The organism is Halomonas sp. (assembly GCF_031581305.1).
Lineage (GTDB): Bacteria > Pseudomonadota > Gammaproteobacteria > Pseudomonadales > Halomonadaceae > Halomonas.
In genome coordinates this window covers 1-12,984 of sequence record NZ_JAVLBC010000090.1, presented here as the reverse complement: position 1 = coordinate 12,984, position 12,984 = coordinate 1, and the positions used below count along the sequence as shown (strand labels likewise).

The following is a 12,984-nucleotide window of genomic DNA, read 5'->3' as shown; positions in this document are numbered from 1 at the left end:
GGTCCTTGAAGGTGGGACGGATCCAGGCCACGTCGCCGAAGGTCACCACCCGGTCGCCGTCGATCTTCACCGGCATCGCCATGACGTCCTCGAGGCGTTCGATGATCCCCGGTACCTTGAGCGCCTGGCGTCCGGCTCCGGTGTCCAGGCTGCCGGCCGCCACCAGGCGGTTGTTGCGGCTGACCAGGTTGAACAGGGTGCCGAAGTCGACCCCGTAGCTCTCGAGCACCAGGGGGTCGACGACGATCTCCAGCAGGTCCTCGCGGTCGCCGCCGATCTCTACCTCGAGCACCTCCGGGATACCCTCGATCGCCTGCTGCAGGCGGCGTGCCACGGCCAGCCGTCGGCGTTCCTCCAGCGGTCCGGAAAGGCCGATGGAAAGCACCGGAAAGAGCGCCACGTTGACCTCCGTGACCCGCGGCTCGTCGGCCTCGGCGGGTAGCTCGGTACGGGCGATGTCGACCTTTTCGCGCACGTCGGTCAGCGCCTGGTCGGGGTCGAAGCCGGCATCGAACTCCAGGGTGACGGCGGCGTGGCTCTCGCTTGACTGGGCGGTCATCTTGCGCAGCCCCTCGATGCTGCGCAGCTCCTGCTCCATGGGCCGCACCAGCAGCCGCTCGCCATCCTCGGGACTGACGCCCTCCAGCGACATCGAGACATAGATGATGGGGATGGTGACGTCGGGGTTGGCCTCCTTGGGGATCGCCTGCCAGGCGGCGAGCCCTGCCAGCAGCAGGGCGACCAGCAGCAGCAGGGTGGTACGCGAGCGATCCAGCGCCGCCTCGATCAGGGTGCGCATGTCAGCGTGCTTCCCGGAGAGCGTCCGTGCCGGCCTGCGTGGTGGCCGTCGCGACGGGGACGGCCTCCACCCGTTCGCCGGCATCGACGAAGCCGCCCCCCAGGGTGATCAGCCGGATGTGTTTGGGCAGCCCGGCCACTCGGGCGGTGTCGGCATCGGCGCTGACCAGCTCGACCGGCGTCAGCACTACCCGATCGTCCACATCCAGGTGCTTGACGGCCAGGCGACCCTTGCCATCGAGCTCGAGCAGGGCAGGGGAGAGCTGGTGTACCTGGCGCTCGGGCAGACGGATGACCAGGGTGGCGCTGGCACCGGCCAGGCGGCGCCCCTCGGGATTGGCCAGCGCCGCCTCGACGGGGAAGCTGCGAGTGCTGTCGTCGGCCCGGCTGGCCACGTGGCTGAGTTCGCCGGTGAGGCGGGTGCCGTCGAGCAGCCGGATCTCGGCGGGCAGGCCGGGCTCCAGCGACAGGGCATCCCGTTGGGGTGCCGCGGCGGTAGCGGTGAGACGCGCGTCGTCGATCAGCCGGCCCCAGGCTTCACCCACCTGAACCAGGTCGCCGAGATCCACGTCCAGGCGGTCGAGCACCCCGTCGAAGGGTGCCTCGGGGCGGGTGTCGTCAAGCTGGCGGCGCAAGGTGGCGACTTCGGCCAGAGCCCGACTGACGCCACTCTGCCGGCGCAGATAGTCGGTATTGGAGATCAGCTCTCGACGCCGCAGTCCCTCGGCGCCGGCCAGCTCGCCGCGGGCCAGGGCCAGTTCGGCCTCGGCCTGTTGGAGCCTTGCCGGTAGTTCCTCACGGTCCAGCACCAGCAGCGTCTCGCCCCGGCTGACCCGCTCGCCCAGGGCGACGGGCAATGCCGACACGCGACCCGCCTGTCGGGCACGCAGCTCGAGCTCGCGGTGGGCCTCGAGCTGGCCCTGCAGCGCCAGCCGGGGCGCATGAGCCTGCGCCTGGCGCTCGACCACCTCGACTCGGGTCAGTGCCGGTCCTTCGGCGGCGTCGCCCTCGGGCGGACTATCGCGAAACCCCTCGATGTCGCCCAGTGCCAGCCAGACCAGCAGCAGGCAGGCGAGCCCGATGGCGAGCAGCACGGAGAGTGGTGGGAGACGCAGCGACATTGGGACCTTCCCTGGTGCGGCACGGCATTAGAGAGCGGGGCCAGGCGGCTCGGGCCGACAGGCGGCCAGCATAGCGCAGCGGGTGCCGGGGTGTCGCTGGTGGTGCCGGACCTAGCCTCAGGTCGAATTGAGTTTTGTGCAGTGCAGGCATAACATCATGGCGGTTCAAATTCAGGCCAGGGCTGGCGGCATGCCGGCCCGGCCCATCCTCACGGCGACAACCCGCGCGTTGACAACCCAAGGAGCCACCATGAAAGATCCCGTTCGTATTGCCATTACCGGTGCTGCCGGCCAGATCAGCTACTCCCTGGCCTTCCGCATCGCCTCCGGCGACATGCTGGGCAAGGACCAGCCGGTCATCCTGCAGCTGCTGGAGATCCCGCCGGCCATGGACGCCCTGAACGGCGTGGTGATGGAGCTCAACGACTGCGCCTTCCCGCTGGTTCAGGACATCGTCGCCAGCGATGACCCCAATGTTGCCTTCAAGGACGCGGACTTTGCCTTGCTGGTCGGTGCCCGTCCGCGCGGCCCGGGCATGGAGCGCAAGGACCTGCTGGAAGCCAACGCGGCGATCTTCTCCGTGCAGGGCAAGGCCCTCAACGACAACGCCAGCCGCGACGTGCGCGTGCTGGTGGTGGGCAACCCGGCCAACACCAACGCCTTGATCGCCTCCTGCAACGCGCCGGACCTGGACGCGGGCCAGTTCACCGCCATGACTCGCCTGGATCACAATCGCGCCCTGACCCAACTGGCCCAGAAGACCGGCAAGCACGTCACCGACGTCGAGAGCATGATCATCTGGGGCAATCACAGCGCCACCCAGTATCCCGATCTCGCCCACTGCCAGGTGGATGGCAAGCCGGCCTTCGACCTGGTCGAGCGTGACTGGTACGAGAACACCTTCATCCCCGATGTGCAGCAGCGCGGCGCGGCGATCATCAAGGCGCGCGGTGCCTCCTCTGCCGCCTCTGCCGCCTCTTCCGCCATCGACCACATGCGCGACTGGGCGCTGGGCACCGACGGCAAGACCGTCAGCATGGCGATCCCGGCCGACGGCAGCTACGGTGTGGAGCCCGGCATCATCTACTCCTATCCGGTGACCTGCCAGGGCGGCAAGTACGAGATCGTCCAGGGTCTCGAGGTCGACGAGTTCAGCCGTGGCCGCATGAAGGCCACCGAGGACGAACTGCGCGAAGAGCGCGCCGCCGTCGAGCATCTGCTCGGCTGACGCCAGCTGTAAGCCGTAAGCGTTAAGCGGTAAGTAAAAGCAACCCCGCCAGGTCGTGCCTGAGCGGGGTTTTCTTATAGCTTACGGCTTATGGCTTACAGCTCTGATCCGGCCTTCGGCCGGATCAGTCCCTCAGGCTGATGATCTTCCAGCCGCGGGCTTCGGCGACCTCGCGCAGGCTGGGGTCGGGGTCCACCGCCACCGGATGCTCGACCTGCTCCAGCAGCGCCAGGTCGTTGTGGGAATCGCTGTAGAACCAGCTGTCGTCCAGGGTCAGGTCCTTGTCGGCGAGCCATGCCTCCAGGCGCTTGACCTTGCCCTCACGGTAGCTGGGAATGCCGGTGGCGCGACCGGTATAGCGGCCGTCGACCATCTCGGGTTCCACGGCGATCAGCTCGTCGATGCCCAGACGCTCGGCGATGGGGCCGGTGATGAAGCGGTTGGTCGCGGTGACGATCAGCAGGGTGTCGCCACGGGTGCGGTGGCGGGCCACCAGCTCCTCGCCCTTGGGCAGAATATGCGGCTCGATCTTGCTGGCCATGAACTGCTGGTGCCAGGCGGCGAGCTGCTCGGGGCTGTGCTCCCCGAGCGGGCGCAGCGCCACCGCCAGGAAGGCCTGGATATCCAGGGTACCGGCCTCATAGTCGGCCAGGAAGCGATCATTGGCCTCGCGGTAGGCCACCGGGTCCACGGCGCCCTGTTCCAGCAGAAACTCGCCCCAGGCATGGTCGCTGTCGGTCGACAGCAGGGTGTTGTCCAGGTCGAAGATAGCCAGGCTCACTGCAAACCCCTCTGGTATTGATAGAACGTTTCATGATCGTGACAAGGTCGGCGATTATGGCAGAAGCATCGTCGGGCTTCGAGCGCCAAGCCGGCGCCGATGACGACGCATTCACGGCTAACAGCTTGGTCGTATTGATGCCCTTTGCAGCCTTGTGGAAGAATGACGGCAATATTATTGGATTCATAAGGTGAAGTCCGTGATCGACGCTGACGGCTTTCGCCCCAATGTTGGCATCATCATCGCCAACGAGCAGGGGCAGCTGCTTTGGGCGCGTCGGGTAGGACAGAATGCGTGGCAGTTTCCCCAGGGAGGCATCAAGGCTAACGAGACTCCGCAACAGGCACTATTTCGTGAGCTGCACGAGGAGATCGGCCTGACCGCCGATGACGTCGAGATCCTTGCCTGCACCCGGGGCTGGCTGCGCTACCGCCTGCCACGACGCATGATTCGTACCCATTCGAGGCCGGTGTGCATCGGCCAGAAACAGAAGTGGTTCCTGCTGAGGATTCACTGCCAGGAGAGCCGGATCTGCATGGACCTTTCCGGTAAGCCGGAATTCGACGGCTGGCGGTGGGTCAGTTACTGGTATCCTCTAGGGCAGGTTGTGCCCTTCAAGCGGGAGGTCTACCGTCGCGCCCTGCGCGAGCTCTCCCCCCGGGCGCAGCGGCTGGCACTGGGCTTTGGATAAGCACAGGCCGAGCACCATGGATGAGGTCAGGTCCTGACGGCCGCGTCATCCCTCAGCGAGGCGAGAGACAATCAAAATGGAAAAGAAGACGCCGATGCTCGAGGTGTTGCGACGCATCATCCAGGAGGTCAACGGGGCCCGCAACCTGGAAGCGGCCCTGGCCACCATGGTGCGACGCATCCGCAAGGCGATGCGCACCGACGTATGCTCCTTCTATCTCTTCGACAAGACCCTGGACCGGCTGGTGCTGATGGAGACCATCGGCCTGCGCACCCAGGCCGTGGGTCGTGTCAGCCTGCGGGTGGGGGAAGGCCTGGTGGGCCTGGTGGCCAAGCGCGAAGAGCCACTGAACCTGGAAAACGCCCAGGTCCACCCCCAGTTTCTCTACTTCGAGGCCACCGGCGAGGAGCGCTACTCGAGTTTCCTTGGTGTGCCGATCATCCATCAGCGCCGCATGCTGGGAGTGCTGGTGGTACAGCAGTCCGACCAGCGTCGCTTCGATGAGGAGGACGAGGCCTTCCTGGTCACCATGGCGGCTCAGCTGGCGGGCGTGCTGGCCCACGCCTTGGCCACGGGCGGGCTCAACCGGCCGAGTGTGTCGGGGGGGACGGCGCGCTTCACCGGCGTCGCGGCCTCGCCCGGCATGGCCATCGGCGAAGCGGTGGTGATCGCCGCGCCGGCGGACCTCAACAGCGTGCCCGACCTGATCCCTACCGACGTGGAGTACGAGATCGCCCGGCTCAAGGAGGCCATCGGTCGGGTACGAAACGAGATTCGCGCCGCCGGCGAGCGCCTGGCCAGCCGTATCTCCGCCCAGGAGTTGGCGCTGTTCGATGTCTACCAGCAGATGCTCGGCGAGGCGGCGCTCTCCCAGGAGGTCGAGAAACGCATCCGCGAAGGCCAGTGGGCGCCCGGCGCCCTGGCCGACGTGGTGCGCCGCCACGTCCAGTACCTGGAGCGGGTCGACGACAACTACCTGCGTGAGCGCGCCGCCGACGTCCGCGACCTGGGGCGGCGGGTGCTGGCCCACCTCCAGGAGGAGACGCCTCAGACCCCGGCGGTCTACCCCGACAGCACCATCCTGGTGGGTGAGGAGATCAGCGTGGCGATGCTCGGTGAGGTGCCCCGCGACAAGCTGGCCGGGCTGGTCTCGGTGCGCGGCTCCAGCACCTCCCATGTGGCCATTGTCGCCCGGGCCATGGGAATCCCCACGGTCTCGGGAATGGTCGACCTGCCGCTGCCGCGTCTCGGCGGCAACCGAGTCGTGCTGGATGGCCACCGCGGGCGCCTGTTCGTGCGGCCGGGGTCGGAGCTTGAGAGCCACTACCAGAGCCTGATCGACGAGGAGCGGGCGCTGATGGAGGTGCTGGAGCACGAACAGGACCTGCCCAGTTGCACTCCGGATGGCCACGACATGCCGCTTATGGTCAACACCGGCCTGGCAGTGGATACCGTGGCCTCGCTCAAGTCGCGGATCGGCGGGGTAGGGCTCTATCGCACCGAAGTGCCCTTCATGATCACCGAGCGTTTCCCCGGCGAGCAGGAGCAGACCCGCCTCTATCGTGACCAGCTCGAGAGTTTCGCGCCGCTGCCAGTGGTGATGCGTACCCTGGACATTGGCGGTGACAAGGATCTGCCCTACTTCCCCATTGAAGAGGCCAATCCCTTCCTGGGTTGGCGAGGCATTCGGGTCACCCTCGATCACCCCGAGGTGCTGATGGTGCAGCTGCGTGCCATGCTGCGCGCCTCCCAGGGGCTGGATAACCTCCAGGTGCTGCTGCCGATGGTCACCAACGTCGACGAAGTCGACGACGCCCTGCGCCTGCTCGACCGCGCCATCCTCGAACTCGGCGAAGAGGGGGTGGCGGTGAGCCGGCCCCGGGTCGGGGTGATGCTCGAGGTGCCGGCGACCCTCTACCAGCTCGATGCCCTGGCAAGGCGTATCGACTTCTTCTCGGTGGGCAGCAACGACCTGACCCAGTACCTGCTGGCGGTAGATCGCAACAACCCGCGGGTCGCTGATCTCTACGACGCCTGCCATCCCGCGGTACTCTCGGCGATGGCCCGGCTCGCCGAGGATGCCCGGCGCCTGGACATGCCGACATCGGTGTGTGGCGAGATGGCCGGCGACCCCGCCGGGGCCCTGCTGCTGATGGGCATGGGCTTCGATGCCCTGTCGATGAATGCCCCCAGCCTGCCACGGGTGAGGGCGGCGATCCGTCGGGTGCCTCTCGATAGCGCCCGCGAACTGGTCGCCGAGACCCTAAGGCTCGAATCACCCGGTGATGTGCGCCGCCACCTCGCGGAGCGCCTCGGCGGCTGGGACCTCGCCCATCTGCTGCCGCCCCGCGACTGACCCGGCTTCGCCGGGCTCGAGCTTGAAGCTAGAAGAGCGTCGCTTCGCTCCTGGAAGCTGGAAGAGCCGAGCTGCGCTCGGAGCTGTAAGCCTTAAGCTATAAGCCGGAAGAAAAGCCTTGATCCCAGCGTTAGCGGGATCAGGCTGCCTTCCAGCTTCCAGCTTGCGACTTATGGCTCCAAGCGAAGCTGGGTCTCCCCCAGCCTGACCCCTTCCGGCCCGAAGCGCCGTTCGCCGATCTCGATCTGCCCGTCGGCGTGCCAGGCCAGCCAGGTGGAGGCGCGGGTGCCGTAGTCTCGTCCGACGATAAAGGGAGACGACAGCCGACGTTCGATCTCAAGCCCCACGCCGGTTTCCGGCAACTGGTCGTCATCGGCGGGGTGGGGGTCACCGAGCACGGTCAGGGCATCCTCCGGCCAGTGGCCATGGCGCAGGCTGGCGGCAAGCCCCTGGCGGGCGGCGATCAACTTGGGCCAGGGCGTGTCCAGGCTGGCGTTGGACAGGCCATGCAGGCCCGGCGGGACCTGCCTGAGCCAGATGCCATCGAGCCCCCGATGGAGATGCCAGAGCCTCTCGCCGTCACCGACCAGCAGGTTGAAGCCCGCGTAGTGACCGGCGGCCCCGTCCGAGAGCCGTTTCAGCCAGGCCGGGAGGTCGTCACACTCCAGGGCCTCGTGTACCAGAGCGCCACGGCTGGGGGCGCCTGGGGGGACCTTCAGGCGCGGGTCACGCACATTGGTGACGGCGGCGAAGCGGCCGCGGCGGTGCACCGCCAGCCAGGTGCCGCCGGCCTCCAGATCACGGCCGCCGAGGATTTCGGGAGCGTCGTCCCAGGCGCCCAGAGGGGCGGTGGGGCGGGCATGGAATTCATCACGGTTGGCCACCAGGCGCAACGGGCAGGCGCTGCCGGGGCGATAGTCGAAGGCGATCAGGCACATGGGGCCAGCTTAGCGGGGCGGCCGGCCGGGGGGAAGGCGCCGCCATGACAGTCTCGGTCCGGCGGCGTACACTCTGTGCACCATCGTGCTTGCACAGGGATGACAATGCAGGACGACATTCATCTGGATCGCCTCTGGTCGCGCCTTGTCTGGCCGATCCTCTGGCCGGTGCTGCTCGCCCAGGCCACCTTGGTAGTGCTCTGCTTGGTGGTCGGCATCATGCTGTGGTTGATGATGCCCTCCCATGCTTCCTGGGGTGCCACTTTCTGGTTGCTGCTGGCGCTGTTGCTGGGCAGCAGCCTGAATGTGGCCGTCTTCCTGACGATGCTGCGACAGCGCCTGCGCGGCATCCAGTGCGAGGTCAACGACGCCCTGACCGGCATCGAGGCCCGGCTGGCCCGCCACCATTGTCCCCAGCCCGGCGACAAGCAGCCGCTGTTGCGGCGCCTCCAGGCCCTGTCGGGTGCCTGCGAGGCACTGGTCGAGGGTTGGCAGCGCGAACTCGAGGAGAGCCGGGCCGCCGAGCGACGACTGGCCGGTGACCTCGAGGCCCGCCGTGGTGAGCTCGAGCGGCTAGAGGCCAGCCGGGTACGGGCCCGCGAGGAGTCGCGCCTCAAGTCCGGCTATCTTGCCCATTTGCAGCAGTCGCTGAGCCCGCTGATGAGCTCGCTGTCCGAGGTGCTCGAGAGCGATGCCCTGCGCCCTTGCGGCACCGAGCGTGACCATGCGGCCCTCCTGGCGCTGCGCGAGCGCCTGGCCGACGCCGTGGTACTGTTGGAGAACCTCGACGAGTCCACCGGCACGACCGTGCCGGCTCCGCGGCCGCTCTCTTCAGGAAAGGGGCGGGTGCTGATCGTCGATGATGGCCCGGTGAACCTGACCCTGGCGAGCCAGGTGCTGGCGCGTCAGGGGCTCGACGTCGAGACGGCCACCAGCGGTGAAGAGGCCCTATCACGGCTGGAGGGTGCTCCCTTCGACCTGGTGCTGATGGATATCTTCATGCCCGGCATGGATGGCGTAGAGACCAGCCGACACTGGCGAGACCGGGAGGCCGACGGGGCCGACGGGGCCGCCCGCCCGCGAAGCATCCTGGTGGCACTGACCGCCAACGCCAGCGACGAGGATCGACGTCGCTTTCGCCAGGCCGGCATGGATGACTACCTGGCCAAGCCCTATCGCCCCCAGGCGCTGGTCGACATGGTGCGACGCTGGCTACCCGGCTCCCTGACGTCCAGGCCGGCATGAGCCTGCTGGCGAGCCTGGGGGGCTACCTGGTGCTGGGAGCGTTGGCCGGCACCATGGCCGGCCTTTATGGCGTGGGTGGCGGCCTGATCATCGTGCCGGTCCTGACCCTGGTCTTCGGGCTGCAGGGCGTGGCGCCTGAGGTGATCATGCACCTGGCGGTGGGTACCTCATTGGCCACCATCGTGGTCACCGGGGCCTCCTCGGCCTGGGGGCACTACCGGCGCGGCAGCATCCGCCGCGACGCCTTCCTGACCTTGCTGCCAGGGTTGATGCTCGGCGCGGTCGGCGGGGTCTTCGTCGCCGGCAGCCTTTCCGGCGGGCGGCTCGGGACCCTGTTCGGGATCTTCGTGATCCTGGTCGCCCTGAAGATGGCGATGGGGCGCGGCCCCCGGCCCGGCAGTGTGGCGCCCGGGCGTGCCGTGATGGGCCTGGCGGGCGCGGTGATCGGTGGCGTCTCGGCGCTGTTCGGTATCGGCGGCGGCACCCTCAGCGTACCCTGGTTGTCGCGTTGCGGGGCCACCATGACCCAGGCCGTGGGCACCTCTTCGGCCTGCGGCCTGCCCATCGCGCTGTTCGGTGCGGCGACCTTCGTGGCAGTGGGGTGGGGCAAACCGCTGCTGCCCGCCGGGGCTATCGGCTTCGTCATGCTGCCCGCCTTCTTGGGGATCGTGATGGCCAGCGTGCCCTTCGCGCGTCTCGGCGTCCTGCTGGCCCACCGCCTCTCGGCTCGAACGCTGCGTCTCTCCTTCGCTGTCCTGCTGACGGCGGTAGGGCTCAAGTTCTTGATATAGCAGTAAGCCATAAGCTATAAGTTATAAGCTATAAGAGAAAACCGTTGCCTCTAGTGCTTCGGGTGGTAGTGTCGCGGCTTACGGCTTACGGCTTACGGCTTACGGCTTACGGCTTACGGCTTACGGCTTACGGCTTACGGCTTACAGCTTCCAGCTTCCAGAGGATCTCCATGCTGAGCTATCCCGACATCGACCCTGTGGCCATTTCCCTCGGTCCCTTCCAGGTCCACTGGTATGGTCTGATGTATGTCGTCGGCTTCGTCGCCGCCTGGTTCCTGGGGCGCCGACGGGCCGAACGTATCGGCCTGACCCGGGACGACGTCGGCGACCTGCTGTTCTATGCCGCCATCGGCGTGATAGTCGGCGGCCGGGTAGGCTATGCGCTCTTCTACGGCATGGGCCAGTGGCTCGCCGATCCGCTGTGGATCTTCCGCGTCTGGGACGGTGGCATGAGTTTTCATGGTGGCCTGGTCGGGGTGCTGCTCGCCGCTCTCTGGTTCGCCAGGAAAAAGGGACTCGCCTTTTTTACCTTGAGTGACTTTGTCGCCCCCCTGGTGCCCATCGGCCTGGGGGCCGGGCGTATCGGCAACTTCATCAACCACGAGCTTCCCGGCCGCGTCACCGAGCTGCCCTGGGGCATGCCCTTTCCCGGCATGGGACCCGAACCGCGCCACCCCTCGTCCCTCTATGAGGCGCTGCTGGAAGGCGTGGTGCTCTTCGTGGTGCTGTGGTGGGTCTCGGCGAAGCCGCGCGCCCGCGGGCTGGTCTCCGGGCTCTTCCTCCTGCTTTACGGTGTGTTCCGCTTCTTGGTGGAGTTCGTGCGTCGGCCGGACGCCCACATCGGCTTCATCGCCTTTGGCTGGGTGACCATGGGCATGCTGCTGACCCTGCCGATGATCGCCGCCGGCATCGCGCTGATCGTCTGGTCGCGTCGCCAGCCCATCCCGGGCGGAGCCCGGTAGCTGTAAGCTATAAGAGAACGCGTGGCCGCTGGCAGGGCGGTAGTAGTGTCTTGGCTGCGGGCTGCGGGCTGCGGGCTACGGGCTGTGGGCTTCGGACTTACGGCTTACGGCTTACGGCTTACGGCTTACGGCTTACCGTGTAGAATGGTTGGCCCATTTTCCAGCCTCGATGCCCCCGTGACCGACTCGACCCTTCCCGCACTGGAACAACCCTATCTCGACCTGATGCGCCAGGTGCTCGACCGCGGCGTGGAGCGCGATGACCGCACCGGCGTCGGTACTCGCTCGCTGTTCGGCCACCAGATGCGCTTCGACCTCTCCCACGGCTTTCCGCTGGTCACCACCAAGAAGCTGCACCTGCGCTCGATCATTCATGAACTGCTGTGGTTCCTGGCCGGCGATACCAATATCGCCTACCTCAAAGCGAACGGGGTGCGCATCTGGGACGAGTGGGCCGACGAGAATGGCGACCTCGGCCCGGTCTACGGTTATCAGTGGCGTAGCTGGCCTGACCCTCGTGGGGGCCATGTCGACCAGATCGCCAGGCTCCTCGAGCAGATCTGCACCCATCCGCACTCGCGGCGGCTGATCGTCTCGGCCTGGAACCCGGCACTGGTGGATGAGATGGCCCTGCCACCGTGCCATTGCCTGTTCCAGTTCTACGTGGCCGAGGGTCGGCTCTCCTGCCAGCTCTACCAGCGCAGCGCGGACATCTTCCTGGGCGTGCCCTTCAATATCGCCAGCTATGCGCTGCTGACCCAGATGATCGCGCGGGTCTCGGGACTCGAGCCCGGCGACTTCGTGCATACCTTGGGCGATGCCCACCTCTACCTGAACCACCTCGAGCAGGCCGAGGAGCAGCTCTCGCGCACCCCTCGGGCCGCACCGCGCCTGGTGCTCGACCCCAGCGTCACCGATCTGTTCGACTTTCGCTTCGAGCATATCGCCATCGAGGGCTACGACCCGCATCCCCATATCAAGGCCGAGGTGGCCGTATGAGCGAGGCCAATGGCATGACTGACGAGACCCTTGTCCCCGTGGCCATGATCGCCGCCATGGCCAAGAACCGGGTGATCGGCGTGGACAACCAGCTACCCTGGTACCTGCCGGAGGACCTCAAGTTCTTCAAGCGCATGACTCAGGCCAAGCCTATCATCATGGGGCACAAGACCTTTGACTCCATCGGCCGGCCACTGCCCGGACGGCTCAACATCGTTTTGACTCGTGATCCCGACTTCCAGCCCGAGGGCGTGCGGGTCTGTCATGACCTCGCCGCCGCGCTGAGGCTGGCCGACCAACAGGCCACCATCGACGGCGTCGAGGAGATCATGGTCATGGGTGGTGCCCAGGTCTATGAACAAATGCTGCCCTTCGCCAGCCGGCTCTACCTCACCGAGGTCGATATCGAGGTGGAGGGCGATGCCCGTTTCCCCGCGCTCGACATGGCCGAGTGGGAGGAGGTACAGCGTGTGCCCGGCGAACCCGCCGAGGGCCAGCCGGCCTACCATTTTGTGGAGTATCATCGACGTTGACGGCGTCGCCGGCCGGCGACATTTGTCACCACGCCACGCCTGGCACAGACTGATCAGCAGGTACCGCGCTCGGCCATAGTCGTCCGCGGCCTGAAGAATCACCGGGAAGGCGCACTGGAGGGCCAGGACTTGATCGAGGAACGCTCAACCCGCCTGCTGGAACAGCTGGAACGCCGCGCTGCAGCCTTGCTGGGCGTATTGCGGGAATCCCGCGTCCAGCAGGATGCCCTGCATAGCCGGCTGGCCGAGCTGGAACGCCGGCGCGTCGAGTTGGAAACGAGCAATGCAGAGCTGGCCGCCGAGGCTCGCGAAGAGCAGGCCGGGCGCGAGGCACTGGCAGAACGCTGCGGCAGACTGGAGGCGCACCTCGCCCAGCTGGAGGCCACCCGCCTGGAGCTCGCCGAGGAGAACCGCGAGCTCGACGAGCAGAACCGTGAACTCGAGGCCCACAACCGCCGCCTGCTGGAGCGCGAACCCGCCGAGGCCGGCTCGCCGCTCTTCCACCGCCAGGCGCGCCGTGCGGTTCCCCATGTCCAGAACC

At 67.0% G+C, this 12,984-nt stretch carries 12 protein-coding genes and 1 pseudogene; 9 read left to right on the top strand and 4 right to left on the bottom strand.

Annotated elements, in window-relative coordinates:
- Together RI841_RS09170 and RI841_RS09165 are read right to left on the bottom strand one after the other, a co-directional pair.
- A partial coding sequence (locus RI841_RS09170) for an efflux RND transporter permease subunit (protein ID WP_310705294.1) occupies nucleotides 1-799 on the bottom strand: 799 nt, incomplete at its 3' end.
- A 1-nt stretch (nucleotide 800) separates the two neighbouring features.
- Entirely contained in the window at nucleotides 801-1,919 is a 1,119-nt protein-coding gene (locus RI841_RS09165; RefSeq protein WP_310705293.1) for an efflux RND transporter periplasmic adaptor subunit, read from the bottom strand.
- A 250-nt stretch (nucleotides 1,920-2,169) separates the two neighbouring features.
- Between RI841_RS09165 and RI841_RS09160 the strand changes: the two genes are divergently transcribed.
- Nucleotides 2,170-3,147 (top strand): malate dehydrogenase, encoded by a 978-nt coding sequence (locus tag RI841_RS09160; protein ID WP_310705292.1) that lies wholly within the window; start codon nucleotides 2,170-2,172, stop codon nucleotides 3,145-3,147.
- Nucleotides 3,148-3,271: 124 nt separating this feature from the next.
- Here the strand turns inward: RI841_RS09160 and RI841_RS09155 are convergent, their stop codons facing one another.
- Nucleotides 3,272-3,928 (bottom strand): HAD family hydrolase, encoded by a 657-nt coding sequence (locus tag RI841_RS09155; RefSeq protein ID WP_310705291.1) that lies wholly within the window; start codon nucleotides 3,926-3,928, stop codon nucleotides 3,272-3,274.
- Nucleotides 3,929-4,127: 199 nt separating this feature from the next.
- Here RI841_RS09155 and RI841_RS09150 point away from each other — a divergent pair, with 199 nt between their 5' ends.
- Together RI841_RS09150 and ptsP are read left to right on the top strand one after the other, a co-directional pair.
- Nucleotides 4,128-4,619: an RNA pyrophosphohydrolase gene (locus RI841_RS09150; RefSeq protein ID WP_310705290.1), complete on the top strand. Its 492-nt coding sequence runs from the start codon at nucleotides 4,128-4,130 to the stop codon at nucleotides 4,617-4,619.
- A gap of 94 nt (nucleotides 4,620-4,713) precedes the next feature.
- Nucleotides 4,714-6,975, top strand: coding sequence for a phosphoenolpyruvate--protein phosphotransferase (gene ptsP / locus RI841_RS09145; RefSeq protein ID WP_310705296.1), 2,262 nt, complete (start codon nucleotides 4,714-4,716; stop codon nucleotides 6,973-6,975).
- A gap of 170 nt (nucleotides 6,976-7,145) precedes the next feature.
- Here ptsP and RI841_RS09140 read toward each other — a convergent pair whose 3' ends face one another.
- Nucleotides 7,146-7,913: an NRDE family protein gene (locus RI841_RS09140; RefSeq protein WP_310705289.1), complete on the bottom strand. Its 768-nt coding sequence runs from the start codon at nucleotides 7,911-7,913 to the stop codon at nucleotides 7,146-7,148.
- 105 nt (nucleotides 7,914-8,018) lie between these two features.
- Between RI841_RS09140 and RI841_RS09135 the strand changes: the two genes are divergently transcribed.
- From RI841_RS09135 to RI841_RS09110, 6 genes and pseudogenes are all read left to right on the top strand, one after another.
- Nucleotides 8,019-9,158 carry a response regulator gene (locus tag RI841_RS09135; RefSeq protein WP_310705288.1) on the top strand — a complete coding sequence of 380 codons (1,140 nt, stop codon included), beginning with the start codon at nucleotides 8,019-8,021 and terminating at the stop codon, nucleotides 9,156-9,158.
- A complete protein-coding gene (locus RI841_RS09130; protein WP_310705287.1) occupies nucleotides 9,155-9,949 on the top strand; it encodes a sulfite exporter TauE/SafE family protein in 795 nt (264 codons plus the stop codon). Before RI841_RS09135 ends, RI841_RS09130 begins: the two co-directional genes overlap by 4 nt.
- Nucleotides 9,950-10,119: 170 nt before the next feature.
- Entirely contained in the window at nucleotides 10,120-10,911 is a 792-nt protein-coding gene (gene lgt, locus RI841_RS09125) for a prolipoprotein diacylglyceryl transferase (protein ID WP_310705286.1), read from the top strand.
- A 225-nt stretch (nucleotides 10,912-11,136) separates the two neighbouring features.
- Complete coding sequence (locus tag RI841_RS09120) at nucleotides 11,137-11,910, top strand: thymidylate synthase (protein ID WP_310705295.1); 774 nt, start codon at nucleotides 11,137-11,139, stop codon at nucleotides 11,908-11,910.
- Entirely contained in the window at nucleotides 11,907-12,443 is a 537-nt protein-coding gene (locus RI841_RS09115; RefSeq protein WP_310705285.1) for a dihydrofolate reductase, read from the top strand. The genes RI841_RS09120 and RI841_RS09115 overlap by 4 nt, the downstream gene beginning before the upstream one ends.
- 129 nt (nucleotides 12,444-12,572) lie before the next feature.
- Nucleotides 12,573-12,984: pseudogene (locus RI841_RS09110) on the top strand (hypothetical protein); the annotation flags it as partial.